Origin of the sequence: Synoicihabitans lomoniglobus (assembly GCF_029023725.1) — a bacterium.
Lineage (GTDB): Bacteria > Verrucomicrobiota > Verrucomicrobiia > Opitutales > Opitutaceae > Actomonas > Actomonas lomonigloba.
On record NZ_CP119075.1, the window covers coordinates 2,120,449 to 2,137,528 of the forward strand.

General features: G+C 60.1%; 16 protein-coding genes and 1 tRNA gene. 8 read left to right on the plus strand and 9 right to left on the minus strand.

Annotated elements, in window-relative coordinates; translation table 11 throughout:
• Positions 1–264: 264 nt before the first annotated feature.
• Positions 265–606, plus strand: coding sequence for a TraR/DksA family transcriptional regulator (locus PXH66_RS08350; RefSeq protein ID WP_330929611.1), 342 nt, complete (start codon positions 265–267; stop codon positions 604–606).
• On the plus strand, positions 603–2,138 hold the full coding sequence (malQ, locus tag PXH66_RS08355) for a 4-alpha-glucanotransferase (RefSeq protein ID WP_330929612.1): 1,536 nt from the start codon (positions 603–605) through the stop codon (positions 2,136–2,138). The genes PXH66_RS08350 and malQ overlap by 4 nt, the downstream gene beginning before the upstream one ends.
• Before the next feature lie 706 nt (positions 2,139–2,844).
• Here malQ and lepB read toward each other — a convergent pair.
• From lepB to PXH66_RS08380, 5 genes are read right to left on the minus strand one after another with little or no spacing between them, the layout of a single operon-like run.
• Positions 2,845–4,095 carry a signal peptidase I gene (lepB, locus tag PXH66_RS08360; protein WP_330929613.1) on the minus strand — a complete coding sequence of 417 codons (1,251 nt, stop codon included), beginning with the start codon at positions 4,093–4,095 and terminating at the stop codon, positions 2,845–2,847.
• 41 nt (positions 4,096–4,136) lie between these two features.
• Positions 4,137–5,930 (minus strand): translation elongation factor 4, encoded by a 1,794-nt coding sequence (gene lepA / locus PXH66_RS08365; protein WP_330929614.1) that lies wholly within the window; start codon positions 5,928–5,930, stop codon positions 4,137–4,139.
• 45 nt (positions 5,931–5,975) lie between these two features.
• Positions 5,976–6,881, minus strand: coding sequence for an ACP S-malonyltransferase (gene fabD / locus PXH66_RS08370; protein WP_330929615.1), 906 nt, complete (start codon positions 6,879–6,881; stop codon positions 5,976–5,978).
• 48 nt (positions 6,882–6,929) lie between these two features.
• Entirely contained in the window at positions 6,930–7,925 is a 996-nt protein-coding gene (locus tag PXH66_RS08375) for a hypothetical protein (protein WP_330929616.1), read from the minus strand.
• Positions 7,926–7,951: 26 nt separating this feature from the next.
• The gene (locus PXH66_RS08380) at positions 7,952–9,037 is read right to left on the minus strand and encodes a type IV pilus twitching motility protein PilT (protein WP_330929617.1); all 1,086 of its coding nucleotides are present in this window, start codon (positions 9,035–9,037) and stop codon (positions 7,952–7,954) included.
• A gap of 87 nt (positions 9,038–9,124) precedes the next feature.
• Between PXH66_RS08380 and dapA the strand changes: the two genes are divergently transcribed.
• The 3 genes from dapA to ruvA are packed head-to-tail and all read left to right on the plus strand — an operon-like array spanning position 9,125 to position 11,375.
• Positions 9,125–10,006, plus strand: coding sequence for a 4-hydroxy-tetrahydrodipicolinate synthase (dapA, locus tag PXH66_RS08385; protein WP_330929618.1), 882 nt, complete (start codon positions 9,125–9,127; stop codon positions 10,004–10,006).
• An 11-nt stretch (positions 10,007–10,017) separates the two neighbouring features.
• A complete protein-coding gene (dapB, locus tag PXH66_RS08390) occupies positions 10,018–10,752 on the plus strand; it encodes a 4-hydroxy-tetrahydrodipicolinate reductase (protein ID WP_330929619.1) in 735 nt (244 codons plus the stop codon).
• A gap of 8 nt (positions 10,753–10,760) precedes the next feature.
• The gene (gene ruvA / locus PXH66_RS08395) at positions 10,761–11,375 is read left to right on the plus strand and encodes a Holliday junction branch migration protein RuvA (protein ID WP_330929620.1); all 615 of its coding nucleotides are present in this window, start codon (positions 10,761–10,763) and stop codon (positions 11,373–11,375) included.
• 59 nt (positions 11,376–11,434) lie between these two features.
• Here ruvA and PXH66_RS08400 read toward each other — a convergent pair whose 3' ends face one another.
• Together PXH66_RS08400 and PXH66_RS08405 are read right to left on the minus strand one after the other, a co-directional pair.
• Positions 11,435–12,178 carry an anti-sigma factor family protein gene (locus PXH66_RS08400; RefSeq protein WP_330929621.1) on the minus strand — a complete coding sequence of 248 codons (744 nt, stop codon included), beginning with the start codon at positions 12,176–12,178 and terminating at the stop codon, positions 11,435–11,437.
• Positions 12,175–12,777: an RNA polymerase sigma factor gene (locus PXH66_RS08405; RefSeq protein WP_330929622.1), complete on the minus strand. Its 603-nt coding sequence runs from the start codon at positions 12,775–12,777 to the stop codon at positions 12,175–12,177. The genes PXH66_RS08400 and PXH66_RS08405 overlap by 4 nt, the downstream gene beginning before the upstream one ends.
• Before the next feature lie 203 nt (positions 12,778–12,980).
• Here PXH66_RS08405 and PXH66_RS08410 point away from each other — a divergent pair.
• Positions 12,981–13,056 (plus strand) — tRNA-Lys (locus PXH66_RS08410).
• 136 nt (positions 13,057–13,192) lie between these two features.
• The gene (locus PXH66_RS08415; RefSeq protein ID WP_330929623.1) at positions 13,193–13,840 is read left to right on the plus strand and encodes a response regulator; all 648 of its coding nucleotides are present in this window, start codon (positions 13,193–13,195) and stop codon (positions 13,838–13,840) included.
• Here PXH66_RS08415 and PXH66_RS08420 read toward each other — a convergent pair.
• A complete protein-coding gene (locus tag PXH66_RS08420; RefSeq protein ID WP_330929624.1) occupies positions 13,837–14,688 on the minus strand; it encodes a sirohydrochlorin chelatase in 852 nt (283 codons plus the stop codon). The two genes, PXH66_RS08415 and PXH66_RS08420, sit on opposite strands and share 4 nt — an antisense overlap.
• Positions 14,689–14,761: 73 nt before the next feature.
• Here PXH66_RS08420 and PXH66_RS08425 point away from each other — a divergent pair, with 73 nt between their 5' ends.
• Positions 14,762–15,349: an OmpA family protein gene (locus PXH66_RS08425; RefSeq protein ID WP_330929625.1), complete on the plus strand. Its 588-nt coding sequence runs from the start codon at positions 14,762–14,764 to the stop codon at positions 15,347–15,349.
• 303 nt (positions 15,350–15,652) lie between these two features.
• Here the strand turns inward: PXH66_RS08425 and PXH66_RS08430 are convergent, their stop codons facing one another.
• Positions 15,653–17,026, minus strand: a complete 1,374-nt coding sequence (locus PXH66_RS08430) for a M20/M25/M40 family metallo-hydrolase (RefSeq protein WP_330929626.1) — start codon at positions 17,024–17,026, stop codon at positions 15,653–15,655.
• Positions 17,027–17,080: the final 54 nt, after the last annotated feature.

Below are 17,080 nucleotides of genomic sequence, written 5' to 3' on the forward strand. Positions count from 1 at the left end.
TGCGAGAATTCGCCCGGTGTTAGACAGTGCTGAGGTGGATTCGTCCTCAGCTTCTGTGCCAACGCCTCGAACTTTATTTGCCTACTTTTCGGTAGTTTTCGCGATTTCCTCGCAACACTCGGCATTTGAGAGATTTAGCGCCTTTTCGCCTTGTCCCTGCTTTCGCCCCGTTAACGGTATTAACGCACAATAAACATTATGTCTAATACGGATATTCCTAATGGACTGTGCCTTACTCCACTCCACGGCAAAACCTGAGCGCCTATGTCTTCCGAAATCGAAATGGGTCATCGTGCTCGGATTGCGGATCGGTTGGCCGCTATTGAGGCGGAAATTGAGGCGCTTAGTGATGAAACAGCGGTGATCTCGCCTGATGTTTCGATTGGGCGGTTGTCTCGGCTCGATGCCATGCAGCATCAACAAATTGCCCTCGCCGGAAAACGGCGCTTGGAGGATGAACGCAATCGGTTACATGAAGCCATCCGTCGTCTGGATACTGGCACCTATGGCAGCTGCCTCATCTGTGGCGGAGAAATTGCTCTCGAACGACTCACTTATCAGCCGGACGCCTTCAAGTGCGTGCCCTGCCAACAGAAGAAGAAATGAAATCCTCCGTGAACCCTTTGTTCAACTGGCTCGATCAACGTGCCGCCGGTGTCCTGCTGCACCCCACATCACTGCCCAGTGATCAAGGCATTGGCGTCCTTGATGGTGCGGTGGATCGTTTTTTCGACTTTCTCAACGAATCCGGCATCTCCTATTGGCAAATCTGCCCGTTGGGCCCGACCGGTTTTGGTGATTCGCCCTATCAGTGTTTCAGCGCGTTCGCGGGCAATCCCTACTTGATTGATCTGCACGTGCTCGTGGACGCCAGCCTGCTGAGTCCGTCGGATTTAGTCGGCGTGCAATCTCTGCCACGCGATGCCGTTGATTTTGGCCTGCTCTATGCCACGAAATGGCCCCTGCTGTTCAAGGCCTATGACGCCTTTGTGAACGCGGGTCGCACGTTCGATCGTTACGGGGATTTTGCCGCGTTTCGCACGGAAAATGCCACGTGGCTCGACCCCTACGCGGGTTTTCTCGCGCTGAAAGATCATTTCGAAGGTCGCGCCTGGTGGGACTGGCCCGCGGAGGTGCGTTTCTTTACCGAAGCCAAATCCAGCAAACTCTGGAATGAGGTCGCCGACCGCGCTGACGCTCATGCGTTTTTCCAATACCTGTTTTTTGGCCAATGGAACGAAGTCCGCGCCAAGGCAGCGGATCGCGGCATTCAGATCATCGGCGATGCTCCCATTTTCGTGGCGGCCGACAGCGCCGATGTCTGGTCGCATCCAGAATTATTTGAAATCAACCAAAACACCGGCCGCGCCATCGCAGTGGCCGGCGTGCCGCCCGATTATTTTTCCGCCGACGGTCAGCTTTGGGGTAACCCGCTTTACCGATGGAAGGCGCATCAAGCGGATGGCTACGCCTGGTGGATCGATCGCCTGAAGGCGAATATTGCGCTGTGTAACGTCGTGCGCATCGATCATTTCCGCGGGTTTGACACCTATTGGTCCATCGCCGCCGGCGCCCCTACCGCGCGTAAAGGCACGTGGGAAACGGGGCCCGGTCTAGACTTTTTCACCGCTGTGAAAAGCGCCCTGCCCGACTGCAAATTGATCGCCGAAGATCTCGGTGAACTGGCTCCGAGCGTCGTCGATCTGCGCTACGCGACCGGCCTGCCCGGCATGACCATCCTGCAATTCGCCTTCGGTGGCGATGCGTCCAACGTCTACTTGCCGCATAATCTGGAAGGCAACAGCGTGATTTACCCCGGCACCCACGACAACGATACGACCTTGGGCTGGTATCGCACGGCCGATGCCAAAACGACGGATCACGTGCGGCGGTATCTGCGCGTCGCTGGCGACGAAATTGGCTGGGACTTCATCCGCGTGGCCTACGGAGCGGTGAGCAATCTCGCTGTCGTGCCGCTGCAGGATTTCATGAGCTTGGGCGGAGAAGCTCGCCTCAACACGCCGGGGCTGCCGCAAGGCAATTGGCAGTGGCGCTACAACGACGCCGAGCTCGCGGAGTTGGTTGAAAACGCCGCGCCCTATTTACGCGATCTGGCCGAGCTTACCGGACGCGTTTGAGAGGCCGTGCCCCACTGTTAGCGCGAACGAATTCGCCGCCTACGGGGAGCCGCCCGCCGGTTATGAAGGTAGGGCGTGCTCGCCGAGCGCGCTGTTGCGACGTGATGGCGTTCGCGTTTCCCGAGTGGATGCGTGCGGCGGTTTCGGCGAAACCGCCCTACCTTGGGTCCGCTCGAGACGCTGTTCGCGGGGAGAACGAGGATTATGGGGCGTGGTAGGCCGTCCGCTTAGAGGCGCTTTGGGGGATGCCTTGTCAGGGGGTTAGCGCGAGCGAGCTCGCGGCCTACGGGCGGAGCCGCCGGATCATGAAGGCGCCGAGCGAGCGGTCGTATTGTGCCGGATTTGCTAACTGGGGCGTTCGGCGGTTTACGGCGAAACCGCCCAGCCTCGAGGGCAGTGATGCTGCGACTGTCGCTGGCGCGGAGTGTCAGATGCTAGCGCGAGCGAGCTCGCTCCTACGTTGAGATTCGCAGCGGTTTTCGCCGGGAGAACGAGGATTATGGGGCGTCGTAGGCCGTCCGCTTGCGGGCGCTTTGGGGGGATGCGCTGACAGCCGGTTAGCGCGAGCGAGCTCGCGGCCTACGGGGAGCCTGCCCGCCGGTTATGAAGGTAGGGCGTGCTCGCCGAGCGCGCTGTTGCGACGTGATGGGGTCCGCGTTTCCCGAGTGGATGCGTGCGGCGGTTTCGGCGAAACCGCCCTACCCACTTACGGCGAGCGGCCCCAGCGTTTGGTGAAGGGGTAATAGATGATGAGCGGACGGCCGGCTACGTCGGCTTCCGGCACGCCGCCCCAATAACGACCGTCCAGACTGCTGGCGGAGTTGTCGCCGAACGCCATGTATTGACCTTCCGGCACGGTGAGGGTCTGCCCCGGTCCCATGTCGCCTTCGTATCGGTAACCCGGATACTTCTCAACGCGTTCGGCGTTTTTAGCAAAGGCGTCCGAACCTTCAATCGGTTCGCCATTGCGGTAGAGCACGGGCTCGCGGATTTCGAGCGTGTCGCCGGGCGCGCCGACCAGCCGTTTGATGTAATACTGCTCGTTGGGACCCGGCATCATGGCGTGAAGCCGGGGGATGTTGTCGGTGCGGAACACGAAGCCGTCGCCGATGCTGGGTTTCACAAAGTGATAGCTGATGCGGTCGACGAACAACCAGTCGCCGGTGAGGATATCAAACGCGAGGACGCGGTCGCCCTCCTCCACTTGTTTGCCGGTCGGCAGCAATACGCCCTTGCCTACGGGAATCGAGGCCGGCAACGGAAACGTTTCCACGCCATCGAAATAGGAATCGAGCAGCACGCGCTCCAAATCAAAGTCGGCCGGGACGCGCACGCTGACTTTCTCGTCGTCCACGTAGAGCTCGTATTCGCGCAAATTGGTCGGCACCACGAACCACTTTTTCCCCCGCACGGTGCGATACGGCACGTAATTGCGTTTCTCGTTCACGCGAACAACCGGCACGCGCACTTCGCCGGCGACCGGGGCGTCCACGCGCCGAGGTTGAGCCATCTGCGTGACAAAGTTGAATGCCTGTCCGATCATGCCGGGCTCGTCGGCTTCATCGGGATATACCGCGCCGGTCATGCCACTGTAGCTCGGCCACATGGAATTGGTGGGGATCTTAAACGGCTGAAAGAAATACGCGCGGATGCCCAGAATCACGATCGCGGCGACGAGGAAGAACTCGACGTATTCGACGGAGGAGCGCTTCGGATACAGCGTGCCGCCGGATTTGCGCAGCGTGCCCTCCAGGCGCTCGATGCTCAGTTTTAGATCACTGGCGTTGGCCTTGGATTTCAGCTGCTGCTTGACGGTGCACTGCTGGTCTTGCAGCTCCCGCAAATCGCTCGCGCTGAGCACGTCGCGACGGTAGTGTTCGACCTTTTCCGCGAGCTCCAGCCAGTTGGTGGCATTCTGCCGCATTTTGCGTTGCACGGAGGCGAAGGGTCCAAACACGAGTTTTAAGCGGTAGAGAGGTTAAGGGCGAACGCGGGAAATCAGTTTTTGAGGACCTGAATAAACGCATCAGGCGGGATCGAAACGCGACCGATTTGTTTCATCTTCTTCTTACCCTCCTTTTGTTTGTCGAGGAGTTTACGCTTACGGGAGATGTCACCGCCGTAACACTTGGCGGTAACGTCCTTGCGCATGACGCGGACATTATCGCGGGCCACGATGTTGCCGCCGACCGCGGCCTGCACCGCGACCTTGAACATCTGCGGCGGAATAATGTCGGCCAACTTTTCGCACAAATCCTTGCCCTTCCCCGGAGCTTTCTCGCGATGCACGATGCTGGAGAACGCATCCACGGGTTCGCCGTTGATGAGGATTTCCATTTTAACGAGATCACCGGCTTTGTATTCGCCGAGCTCGTAGTCCATGGAGCCGTAACCGCGGGTAATGCTTTTGAGCCGATCGTTGAAATCGACGAGGATCTCATTGAGCGGCAACGTGCAGGTCAGCATGACCCGAGTGGCGTCGAGCGTGTCGGTGTTATCGATCGTGCCGCGCTTCTCCATCACCAGTGACATGATGTCGCCCATGGAGGTATTGGGAATGTGGATGGCGGCTTGAATGGTGGGCTCGCGAATTTCGTCGATGGTGCCGGGATCGGGCAACATGACGGGGTTGTCGACCTGCAGCATGTCCTTGCCGTGCTGATACACGTGGTAGACCACGCTGGGATAGGTGGAGATGATCTCCACGTCGTGTTCGCGACGCACGCGCTCCTGGATGATCTCCATGTGGAGCAGGCCGAGGAATCCGCAACGGAACCCAAACCCGAGTGCGAGCGAACTCTCCGACTGGTAGACAAAGGCGGCGTCGTTGAGCCGCAGGCGGCCGAGGGCGGCCTTGAGTTTCTCGTAGTCGCTGGATTCGAGCGGATAAATGCCGCAAAACACCATGGGCCGCACTTCCTTGTAGCCGGGCAGCATTTCCGTCGCCGGGCGTATCGCGGTGGTGATGGTATCGCCGGTCTTGATTTCGGCGGTGTCCTTGATGGTCGAAACGATGTAGCCCACATCCCCGGCGGCCAACTCGGGCACTTTGGTCATCTTGGGCGTGAAGATGCCGACTTCCTTGATGTCGCTCTTCGTGTTCGTGCTCATGAGCTGGAGCTGCGTCCCGGCTTTGAGGCTACCCGAAAACACCCGGGCGTGGGCGATGACGCCGCGATAGGCGTCATAAATGGAATCGAAGACCAACGCGCGCGTATGCGGGTGGTTGTGCCAGCGGGGCGGCGGAACCTGCTTCACGACCGCCTCCAGGATGTCGACGATGCCGATACCGGACTTGCCACTGGCCAAAATCGCATCCTCGGCGGGGATCATCAAAATGTCCTCGAGCTGAGTCGTGCACATATCGAGATCGGCGCTGGGCAGATCGATCTTGTTGATGACCGGAATCACTTTGAGGCCCTGCGCAAACGCCAGGTGGGCGTTGGCCACGGTCTGCGCCTCGACCCCCTGCGCCGCATCGATCAGGAGCAACGCACCTTCACACGCGGCGAGACTGCGCGAGACTTCGTAGGAGAAGTCCACGTGGCCGGGGGTGTCCATGAGGTTGAGCTTATAGGCATGCCCGTCCTGCGCGTTGTAAACCATCATCACGGGATGGCTCTTGATGGTGATGCCGCGTTCCCGCTCGAGATCCATGGCGTCGAGATGCTGGGCGGTCAACACGCGCTGGGTCACGGTGCGGGTGTGCTCAAGCAATCGGTCCGACAAGGTGGTCTTGCCATGATCGACGTGGGCAATGATGCAAAAATTACGAGTAAGAGAAACGTCCATACGGGCGATAAAATCCTGGGCGAAGGCGCGGGAGGCGCCGTCGAATTAAGCGGAGAAATCCTCGAATTCGGCGAAGCTGTTCACGACCCACTCACGTTCGGTGCGCTTGGCCATGCCGGCGAGAACTTTACCGGGGCCCAGCTCCCACAACGGGCCGGCTCCGGCCGCGACTGCCGCCCGCACGCAGTCTTCCCAGAGCACGGAGGAAACGACTTGTTTGACCAAGGCTTCCTTGATCGCAACGGGATCGGAAACGGCCGCGCCGGTGGTATTGGTGAAGACCTTCAATTGAGGGGCCGCAAACGGGATGTCGGCCAAATAAGCGGCGAACTTTTCACGCGCCGGCTCCATGAGACGACTGTGGTAAGCGCCGGCGACGTTGAGCGGCAGCACGCGTTTCATGCCACGGGCTTTGCCGGCTTCGACGGCGGCGGCGACTTTGGCCTGCTCGCCGGAGATGATGATCTGGCCCGGAGCGTTGAAATTGGCGGCCTGCACGTCGAAATCGGCGCACAGCGCATTCACGGCTTCACGGGATTCCCCGATGACGGCGGCCATGGTGCCGGTGGTTTGCTCGCAGGCTTCCTGCATGAGGCGACCGCGTTCCGCGACGATCCGCAAGCCGGTCGAAAAGTCGTAAACCCCGGCGGCACAGTAGGCGGTGAGTTCGCCCAGGCTCAGGCCCAGAGCCATGGTGACCTCGCCCAGCTTCCCCTGCTCTTTCAGCACGGCATGAAGTGCGAGTCCGTGCACGAAGAGGGCCGGCTGGCAGACTTTGGTCTCGGTCAGCGCCTCGGCGGGTCCCTCGAACGAGAGCTTCGACAACTCCCAGCCGAGGACACGGTCGGCCTCATCATAAAGTGCTCGCACTACGTCGGATGCGTCGTAGAGCGTTTTCCCCATGCCCACTTTCTGGGCACCCTGTCCGGCAAATAAAAGCGCTGTAGCCATGTTGTGCAAACGGTCAGACCTAAGGTTTCGACGGACCGAAACCAAGCCCTAAAAGCGCTTCATCCGCGGGAAGTATTTCTCGTCGTCGCGCGCTGGCGGTCGCCATGGTTCACCCGTTTTCTTTTCGGTAGCCGTGGGTTCCGTCGGCTGATAAACGGGCGCCGGGCGATCGCTTTGGCTGGTCTGCAGGACGTTGGTGGCACGGGCCGGAGCACGGCTCGGGGCTGATTCGATCGGAGTAAACGAGGAGATGTCGACGGCGGGCAGAAACGGATTTGTCCCGGCATCTCCGGTGCGGTTGGTGAGCGTGAATCCGTTGAATGCAGCGCCAGCGGGGGGCGCTTCGGTCGCGTTTTTTGGCCCGATGGATACGGCCAGCTTGTCGACAGAGCGTTTGCCGGGATTGGCACCCTCCGCGGTGGGACGCAGCAATTTCAAATCCCCAGGGGTCATCCATTGGGCCATAAAGCCTTCCAGGGGATTGACGACATCGTCGGCCGGAACGGACGCGGACAACTTGCTCTCGTCGATTGGGGCTCGATGTGCATCGGACGAGGACTGCGCATCAATGGCCTCGCTCAACCACTGATCCGATTCTGATCCGACGGAACGACCCTCGAGCAGCGGGCGGGCGCGCTCTTCCGCAGCTGACGTTTCCATTTCGCGGGCGCTTTCCGCCGGGGATTGCCCGGCTTTTCGCATCCCGTCGATCAACCAATTTTGTTTCGCCCATTCGCGCCGACGTTCGAGTTGGTCGCGTGATTCCTTGCGGTCTTCGGTCGGCGGCAGCAGCGGTGAAATGTCGTTCGATGATTCGATGGTCGCGATGGCCCCGGAAACCGCTGAGTCCGGTGCTCGATCGTGGACCGAAAGTCCGCGCTGCATCAGATCCAACTCGAGCAATCCGGAACGGGTCGCTTCCACGGATGTGTTCTCCTCCGTCGCGGGCCGGGATTCCTGCGCGGATGAAAAACCCGCGAACGCCAGCATCCCGCCCGCCACCACGATCGATGGTGAAATGAACAATCGCCGGAACGGGGCCACGGTTGTGCTCAACTGCGGGAATCGGGTTATTTGAAGAAGATGCCCTTGAGGTTCATCTCCAGGGCCTGCGGGTTCGGCGAATAGCGCACGCCATCGGCTTTGCTGATCTTCCCTTCCTTGATGAGTCGCATGATGTCGCGGTTGAACGAGTGGCTGGCGGAATCCGTGCCTCCATTGAGCAATCCTTGGATTTTTTCGTTCTCCCCTTCGAGGATGAGGTTTTTCACGGTTTGGTCCGCCGCCATCACCTCCGTGGCCGGCACCCGCCCCTCGCCTTCAATGGTGGGAATGAGTTTTTGGCAAATGAAGCCGCGCAGCGATCCGGCGATTTGGCGCCGGGCTTGGGCCAGTTGTTCCGGTGGGAAAAACTCAAACAAACGGGTGAGCGATTGCGCGACCGTCGCCGCATGCATGGTGGAGAACACCAAATGCCCCGTTTCCGCCGCCGAGATCGCAGTCTCGAACGTCTCGCGATCGCGCATCTCACCGATGAGGATGATATCGGGGTTTTGGCGCAAAACGGCTTTGATGGCCAAGTCGAAGTTAGGGACGTCGGTGCCGATCTCCCGCTGTTGGAAAACGGATTTGTCGTCGACAAACGTGTATTCGATCGGGTCCTCGATCGTGACGATGTGTCGGTCCAGGTTGCGGTTAATCCAGTTGAGCATGGCCGCCATGGTGGAGCTCTTGCCCGATCCCGTGGCCCCACAGATGAGGAGGATGCCATCTTTGGATTTCGCGAGATTGAGCAACGGTTCACCATTGAGACCCAGTTCGTCGAACTCCGGCACTTTGCTCTTAATGTGCCGCAACACCACGCTGACCGTGCCGCGTTGGTAGAATGCATTTACGCGAAAGCGGCCGATCCCTTCGGTCGCATACGCAAAGTCGACCTGATTGTTCTCTTCCCACAGCGGTTTAAAGACGCGCGGCACGTGCTCGTCGACCCACGCCTTAGCCTCCTCACCGGTGATGGGATCCATGTCCACCGGCTTGAGTTTACCCGCCAATCTCACGTATCCCGGCTTGTTGGTTTTGATGACGACATCGCTGACGCCGCTGTCGACCGCCAGTTTGAGCAAGTCGTTAAAGATCTCGGTATGAGGGGTCATGACGGTGAAAGATACCCAGAAAAGGGTTGCGGTCTTGGTAAAGTGGCGTGGTTTGCTGGGCAAGGTCCATTTACCCTACGACGTCCTATGAAGCAGCCCTCCATCACCGGCACAATTACCGCATTGGTGACCCCGTTTTCACGGGGTCGCGTCGCATCGGGCGACTTGCAAAAACTGGTCAAAGCGCAGCTCCGGGCCGGCATCAGCGGTCTCGTCCCCGTCGGCACGACCGGCGAATCACCCACGCTCACCCACGAAGAACACCTCGATGTCATCCGCACCGTGGTCGACACCGTGGCCGGCAAAGTTCCGGTCATTGCCGGCACGGGTTCCAACTCCACCCGCGAGGCGGTCGCCCTGACCAAGCGGGCTCACGATGCCGGTGCCGATGCCATGCTGGTCGTCGCACCCTACTACAACAAGCCCAGCCCCGCCGGTCTGTTCCTGCACTTTTCCCAAGTGGCCGAAGCCACGGATCGCCCCATCGTGCTTTACTCGATTCCCAGTCGGTGCGGCATCGACATCAGCGTCGGCACCGTGGAAAAACTCCGCGCCAAGTATCCGCATGTCCGCTACATCAAAGAGGCCGGCGGTTCGGTGGATCGAGTCGATCAACTCAAGCAGGCGCTCGGTCGCGACATCACCGTGCTCAGCGGCGACGATGCCCTCACCCTGCCCTTCATGTCCGTGGGGGCCGAGGGCGTGATCAGCGTCGCGTCCAACTTGTTGCCACGGCAGGTGATCAAGATGGTCAACCTCGCCGCGGCGAATGATTTCACCAAAGCCACGAAGCTGCACCGGAAACTCTACCCGATTTTCAAAACGCTTTTCATCGAGCCGAATCCCGTGCCGGTCAAAACCGCCATGAAGGCGCGCAAAATGATCGGCTCCGCCGAGGTGCGTCTGCCGCTGTGCGACATCTCGCCGGAAAACGCCGCCAAGCTGACGGCGACCCTCGCCAACCTCTGATCGTGACGACCATGAGTGCCCCCCGACTTGTCATCATTGGTTCCGCCGGCCGCATGGGCCAATCGCTCATCACCGCCGCCGAAACGCTCTCGCTCCCCGTCGTCGCCACGCTCGATCAAGGCGACGACCTCGCCGCCGGCATCGCCCAGGGCGACGTCGTGATCGATTTCAGTTTCCACGCCGTCACGGAAACGGTGATCGATCTCACCGTCGCAGCGCGGAAGGCACTCGTGATCGGCACCACCGGACACTCCTTCGAAACCAAAGCCCAACTGAGTGCCAAAGCGGCGGCCATTCCCTGCGTGTGGGCCGGCAACTATTCCGTGGGCGTCAATTTGCTCTTTGCCCTCACCCGTCGGGCGGCGGCCGTGCTCGGGTCGGATTACGACGCCGAGGTGATCGAGATGCATCACCGCTTCAAGAAAGACGCGCCCAGTGGCACGGCGGCGCGGATGTTGGAAATTATCCTCGAAGAGCGAAACCTCGACGAGAACGCGCTGCGCCACGGCCGTCACGGTATCCCCGGCGAACGCACCGACTCCGAAGTCGGCGTGCATGCCTTGCGCGGTGGTGATGTGGTGGGCGAGCACACCGCCATGTTTGCAGCGTTGGGTGAACGCCTGGAACTGACGCACAAGGCGACGGACCGCGGCATCTTCGCGCGCGGTGCCATGCGCGCCGCACAGTGGGTGTCGAATCAACCCGCCGGCGTTTACGACATGCAGCACGTGCTCGGGCTGGACTAGGAAAATTTATGATTACTTCGATCACCGGTCCGTTGGCCGAAATCTCTCCGCTCCGCGCCGTCGTGGAGCTCAACGGCCTCGGCTACGAAGTGCATATTCCCGTCACCACGGCGGAACGGCTGCCCGGTCCGGGCGAAGTCGTTAAGCTCCACACCCATGTGGTGTATCGGGAGGACTCACAGACCCTCTATGGCTTCGCGGCTACCGAGGATCGCGATTTCTTTCGCCTGCTGATTGAGCACGTGAGCGGCGTCGGTCCCAAGGTGGCGTTGAGCATCATGAGCCGGCTCTCGTTACCGCTGCTGGAGAGCGCCATCCGCGACGGTGACGTTGCCACGCTTTCCAAATGCCCCGGCATCGGCAAAAAAACTGCCGAGCGCCTGGTGGTTGAACTCCGCAGCCGCGTCGGTGCGCCTGCCAACGCCACTTCACCGGTGGCGGGAGGCGGATCAGCCGCGTCGCCCGCACCGGCGACCGGCGGGGTGGTGACGGATGCCGTGGCCGCGCTGACGGTGCTCGGTTACAAGACAGCCGATGCCGACAAAGCGGTGCGCCAAGCGATGGTGGCTCTCGGCGGCACGCCGACGACGGAGCAGTTGATCAAGCGCGCACTCGGCCGCTGAGCCGTTCTCCACTCTCCCCCTAAAAAAAAGGCGCGTCGAGTGCGACGCGCCGGTAAGATTTAGCGTTGGAATTCAAACGCCGCCGACTCGGAGATCGGAGGGGAGTCGTCCAGCCCCGGGTAAGGGTAAGCGAAGGCACTCAAGCTGCGCACCGGCATGGGCTGGGCGGTCTTGAATTCCAGTGAGTCGACTTGAATCGGCCGGATGGGCGCAAACTGCATGCGAGCCATCCACGCCAACGGGTCATCCGAGGCGCTGTGGGCGGCTACGCGCAATGTTTGGGCATTCTCGCCCGGCGATTGCTCAAGAAACAGCACGGTGCGATAAGCGTCCGATTGGCGGTTTGCGGCCGTATAATCGTCATCCAACCCCAGGCGGGTTGCTTCGGAGCTCGGGGTGACGGTCGCCATCTGGCCACCTTGCAAGGCATCGAGCGCCGGATCCGACTGCAGCGAGCCAAAATAGACGGCAAATGCGGCGCAGGCGGCCACGAGACCGGTAGCGGCTCCCCACCCCCAACCGGAGCTCCGGGCGGGAGCAGCCGCGGCGGGACGGAATGCGACCACTTCGGCCTCCTCCTCAGCTTCGGCGGCCGCGACCAATGCGGCGATGGAAGGCCGGGGCGCTTGGCCGACGGGAGCAAACACCTGCTGACAGGCCCGCTCCACTTTGCAATATTGGGCGTAGATTTTTTGACGCTCCGGTGAAGCGGCGATGGCCGCCTCGATTTCACGCACATCGTCCTGGGAGAGCTCCCGGTCGATGTAGAGATTCAGTTGTTCGATAAAACGTTCGTCGTTCATTGGAAGTCCTCCCCGAGCTTGCTGCGCAGGCTCTCCCGAGCTCGCGCGATTCGGCTTTTTACCGTGCCGATGGATATGTCGAGAATCTCGGCGATCTCTTCATACGTTAGGTTCTTTACGTTGCGTAAAATCAGGATCTCGCGGTGCTTGGGACTGAGTTTCTCCATGCCGTCGGCAATGGAGTCGACCAGTTCCTGTGTGATCGTGGCGTCTTCGGGGGTTTCGGCCTCCGTGACAAAAATATCCGCGAGTGGTGTGCTGTTATCGTCTCCCACCGGCTGGTCGAACGAGATCGTTTTGTCGCGCTTGCGGCGCCACCAATACCAGTAGCGGTTGCGCGCCAGATTGGTGGCGATCTGATAAAGCCACGTGGAAAACGCGGAGTCTCCGCGAAAATTCACCAGACCACGATGGGCGCGGATAAACGCGTCCTGGGTGACCTCCTCGGCATCCTGCGGATTGCGCAACAACTGGTGCACCATCGCATAAATCCGATCCCAATACCGGCTCACCATTTCTTCAAATGCCGCTTGGTCCCCGTTCTTGAAACGGTGGACAAGCGATTGGTCCAGGGCTACTTCTTGCGCTTTGGTCGACATGGAATTATCCGAAGTAGGACGTTCCGTCTCGGGGTTTGTTCCCATAGTTTTAGCGGGAGATGCTTTTCGGGGATCTGATGAATCGATTGAATTCAAACGCTTGGCATTAAAACGCCTTTGGCAGGTTTATCCATGGAGATTTCAAAAAATATCTTGCCAATTTTCGGACCTAAAAACGTATTTCCCCTCCTTCTCGAGGGAATGGGTCGATAGCTCAATCGGTAGAGCAGTTGACTTTTAATCAATTGGTTCAGGGTTCGAGTCCCTGTCGACCCACCACCTCTCGAGTTTAATTTCACCTTAATCTTGGCACTCTCTTCACGAATTCGGCTTTCGCGGAACGCTTCGGAGTGAGGCATCGTTTTACATTTGCCTAATCGTCCGTAGCTGCACTGATACAAGAAGTTACCGCCCTATGAAACGTCTGATCATAATTGAAGACCAAACCGCCATCCGAGAGATGCTGGTCGAGATCCTTCGTCTGGAGCCGGACTACGATCTGGTCGGGGAAAGCGGAGACGGGCAAAGCGCCCTCGCCCTTTGCTTGGAGAAAAAACCGGACCTTATCGTGCTCGATGCCAAACTCCCGGGATTAAACGGTGTGGACCTCCTGCGCCGCGTTGTCCGGCAGCTGCCCAATCTGCGAGTGCTCGTCTTTTCCGGTTATGAAAATCCCGTGCTCGTGCGTGAAATGCTCGAATCGGGCGCGCATGGTTTCGTGGAAAAAACCGCCGGCTTGTTCGAATTCAAAAAGGGCCTCGAGACGGTCGCCAACGGTGGCACCTACTTCGGCCCCACGGTGGCCTCGTTGCTGCGGAATGTGGTCGCCAACCCCGCCGCCAGTTCCACCGCCGATTTCCTCACCGATCGCGAACGCGAGATCCTTCAGCTCGTGGCCGAGAGCCACAGCACCAAGGAAATCGCGCTGAAGCTCGGGATCAGCGTGAAAACGGTGGACAACCACCGCACCAATTTGATGCGGAAGCTCAATCTCCACGACGTCGCCAGCCTGACGCGTTACGCCGTGGAAATCGGACTCATCGAGTCCAAGACCACGCTTTAAGCATCGGATGAGATCGCCGCCTGCCAGCGGCGCCACAGCAGCTCCTGCACTTCGGGAGCTCGCCCGATCACCTTTGTGATTTTGATGCGCAGGCGCGGATATTTTTCCGCTGCCGTCGCACAAATTTGGGCAATGTCGCCCGCCATGCCGGCATGACGACCGGCTTGGAGAAATTGCAACGCCACGACGACGTCGCCTCCGCCCGACGCCCCGATTTCCGCGAGGGCTTGTTCGAGTAACGGATCGTTAAAGGCATAGTCCGGACCCGCTCTACGTTCCATCGAGGTGGCTCGGACGCTGAAATTTTCATCGCGCACAAGTGCGCCCAATTCTCCGGCAATCAAATCGCGCACATGCGCCACCGCCGGTTGCGGGCTGCCATGATCCGTGAGTAAAACGCGAGGGTTGGTGAGCGCGTGATCGGCCACCGTCCCCTTCACTTCCCGGTGAATGGCCCGAGCAACCAACGCCGCGGAATCATCGCCGGCTTGGACCAGAGGCGCGGCCAACCTCACGCGCACCGCCGGATACTTTTTCCGCTGCGCCTCCAAACGTTCCGGCAGGTATTCAGTCAGCGCCGCACTGGGTCCGAAGAACAAGGGCAGCAGCAATACGTTCTGGCCTCCGCTCTCGGCCCACCTCTGTAAAAACGGTTCGACGAGTTCCGCGTTAACACCGCCGAGTTGATCCGCGGATACGCCGCTGGAATGCAGCAGCGACACGGCTTTCACCGGCACGTCGATGCGAGGCTGCAGCGCCTTGGCGGTCTCTCGCAAACTCAGCGTCGAAGCGGCACGCAGTGATCCATTGTCGAACAACAGGCAAATTGAAGGGGCAAAGCTGGACACGTTTCGGTTAAATATCTTGCTCACCGAAATGCCATCCCCGATAAGGACAACTCAATCGTCCTTTCCCCGACTCATGAGCGTATTTGCCAAGAAACTTGTTCTCGTCCTGACCATCGCGACCCTCGGCCTCACCGGCTGTAACAAGAAACCGGTGCGCCCCGATCCTGGCTCGACCATGATTGGCCCGGGTGGTGCCAATGGCGGCGCCGGCTTCAGCGACAATCTGCTCAACCCGGGCGACGTCTACACGGGTGACCCCCTCTTGGGCGACTACGACAGCGTCTTGGAAACACGCGGTGGCGTCATCGAAACCGACGACATGATCCGTGGTCTCCTTGAGCCCGTCTATTTCGACTTCGACCAGTCCGGCATCAAGCCTTCCGAGCGCATCAAGCTCGAAGCCGCCATCGACTACCTCAACGCCAACCCGCAATACCGTCTCCTGCTTGAAGGTCATTGTGACTGGAAAGGCACCGCGGAATACAATCTCGGCCTCGGCGACCGCCGTGCCGGTGCGGCCCGCCAATTCCTCGAGACCGCCGGCGTCGGCATGTCCCGTTTGGAAACGGCCTCCAAGGGTGACCTCGAAGCCGTCGAAAACAGCGACGCCGCCCAGGCCTCCCAGGATCGCCGCGTCGACCTCGTGATTCTGAAGCGATAGATCGCCTCGATTTTCCCAAAAAAAGCCCGACCGGAAACGGCCGGGCTTTTTTGGGCGCTGAAACGGGGATCTGATTCGTTCGCGTTGGCGCTGCTCCCCAGCGCCGTTCCCAAGCGCCACTCTCAAGCGCCACTCCCGAGCGCCACTCCGGGTAGGGCGTGCTCGCCGAGCGCGCCGTTGCGGTATTACGGGGGGGGAGGCCCGCCCCCGATTGCCGATTCGATGTGTTCGGCGGTTTCGGCGAAACCGCCCTACCCTGATCGGCTCGCCGTAGTGGCGAATGAGGCGCGAACGTCGCGAAAATTACCGGCCGGCCAATTTGCGCAGCACTTGCTCGCTCACCTTCATGCCGCGTTCCATTACGCCGAGATGGAAGCTCTCGTTGGGCGCGTGCAGATTGTCTTCCGGCAGGAACAGCCCAAACATCACCGAGTCGAGCCCGAGCACCCGCTTGATGTCCGCGATGATGGGCACACTGCCACCTTCCCGCAGATACAACGGCGGTTTACCAAAGACGTCCGCAATGGCGGTATCGGCTGCGCGGAAGGCGTCTGCCAGCACGGGAGACTGATCCGCCGGGGTGTTGGACCGATCCGGCGGCACCACCACGTAAGGCGTGCCTTCGTGTTGATCGATGAGACGAAGCGTCACGTCCTTCGGAGCGCGCTCGCGAATCGCGGCGTAGACCAATTGCCGTATCTTTTTCGGATCCTGGTTGGCCACCAAACGGCAGCTCACTTTGGCCATGGCCTTGCTCGGGATGACCGTCTTGGAGCCTTCGCCTTGGTAACCACCGCCGATGCCGTTGAAATCAAGCGTGGGCATGAAGCGCACCGCTTCGAACGGCGTGAAACCTTCCGCCGTGTAGAATGCGGGAATACCGAGAAATTTGCGGTAGGCTTCGGTGTCGGTGCCGTATTTCACCAGTTCGTCCTTTTCCCATGGTTCGACGTCGAGCACGTCGTCGTAAAACCCCGGGACATTGACGCGGCCGTCGGGGCCATGCAGCGAGGCACACACCTCCGTCAGCGCTTGAATGGGGTTGCGCAGCACGCCGCCATGCAGACCGGAATGCAGGTCCGACTTCGCGGTCGTTACTTCGATATCGAACAGCACGAGCCCGCGCAGCCCGCACGTAATCACGACCTGATCCTCGCTCGGGATGCCGGTATCGGACAGGAACACGAGATCGGCCTGCTTGAGGCGTTCGCTGTATTGCTCTAAAAATTTCGGAAAGCTCGGGCTGCCCATTTCCTCTTCACCCTCGATCATGAAAGTGATGCGCAGCGGCAAGTCCGGCTCTGCTTCCAACAATTTGCCCACGGCGGCGATGTGCGTCATCAACGGCCCCTTGTTATCAGCCGTGCCACGCCCGTAGAGGCGATCCCCGCGCTGCTCCGGCTCAAACGCCTCGGACTCCCACAGATTCAAGGGATCGGCCGGTTGCACGTCGTAGTGGCCGTAGATGATGACGTGAGGCCAAGACGGATCCGTGCCCCGGCTGGCGAGGATGATCGGATGCAGGTCCGTCTGCACGACCTCGACTTCGAAGCCGATCGATTGCAGCAGCTCCGACACAAAACTTTGCGCGCCCTTCATGCCATCGGCGAAGGCCGAATCGGCGGACACGCTCGGGTGCCGGATGAATTCTTTCAGTTTTTCAACGGGATCAAACATGTCCCGAATCTGTCCGAGCCTCCCCGCAACCGCTAGCCGGAAAGCTCCGGCAGC

Excerpts from the sequence above, each read along its gene's own strand:
- PXH66_RS08415 (WP_330929623.1), top strand. The coding sequence starts at position 13,193 with ATGAAACGTCTGATCATAATTGAAGACCAAACCGCCATCCGAGAGATG.
- PXH66_RS08425 (WP_330929625.1), top strand. The coding sequence starts at position 14,762 with ATGAGCGTATTTGCCAAGAAACTTGTTCTCGTCCTGACCATCGCGACC.
- fabD (WP_330929615.1), bottom strand. The coding sequence starts at position 6,881 with ATGGCTACAGCGCTTTTATTTGCCGGACAGGGTGCCCAGAAAGTGGGC.
- PXH66_RS08405 (WP_330929622.1), bottom strand. The coding sequence starts at position 12,777 with ATGTCGACCAAAGCGCAAGAAGTAGCCCTGGACCAATCGCTTGTCCAC.
- malQ (WP_330929612.1), top strand. The coding sequence starts at position 603 with ATGAAATCCTCCGTGAACCCTTTGTTCAACTGGCTCGATCAACGTGCC.
- PXH66_RS08400 (WP_330929621.1), bottom strand. The coding sequence starts at position 12,178 with ATGAACGACGAACGTTTTATCGAACAACTGAATCTCTACATCGACCGG.
- PXH66_RS08430 (WP_330929626.1), bottom strand. The coding sequence starts at position 17,026 with ATGTTTGATCCCGTTGAAAAACTGAAAGAATTCATCCGGCACCCGAGC.
- dapA (WP_330929618.1), top strand. The coding sequence starts at position 9,125 with ATGAAGCAGCCCTCCATCACCGGCACAATTACCGCATTGGTGACCCCG.
- dapB (WP_330929619.1), top strand. The coding sequence starts at position 10,018 with ATGAGTGCCCCCCGACTTGTCATCATTGGTTCCGCCGGCCGCATGGGC.
- PXH66_RS08350 (WP_330929611.1), top strand. The coding sequence starts at position 265 with ATGTCTTCCGAAATCGAAATGGGTCATCGTGCTCGGATTGCGGATCGG.
- ruvA (WP_330929620.1), top strand. The coding sequence starts at position 10,761 with ATGATTACTTCGATCACCGGTCCGTTGGCCGAAATCTCTCCGCTCCGC.
- PXH66_RS08380 (WP_330929617.1), bottom strand. The coding sequence starts at position 9,037 with ATGACCCCTCATACCGAGATCTTTAACGACTTGCTCAAACTGGCGGTC.
- lepA (WP_330929614.1), bottom strand. The coding sequence starts at position 5,930 with ATGGACGTTTCTCTTACTCGTAATTTTTGCATCATTGCCCACGTCGAT.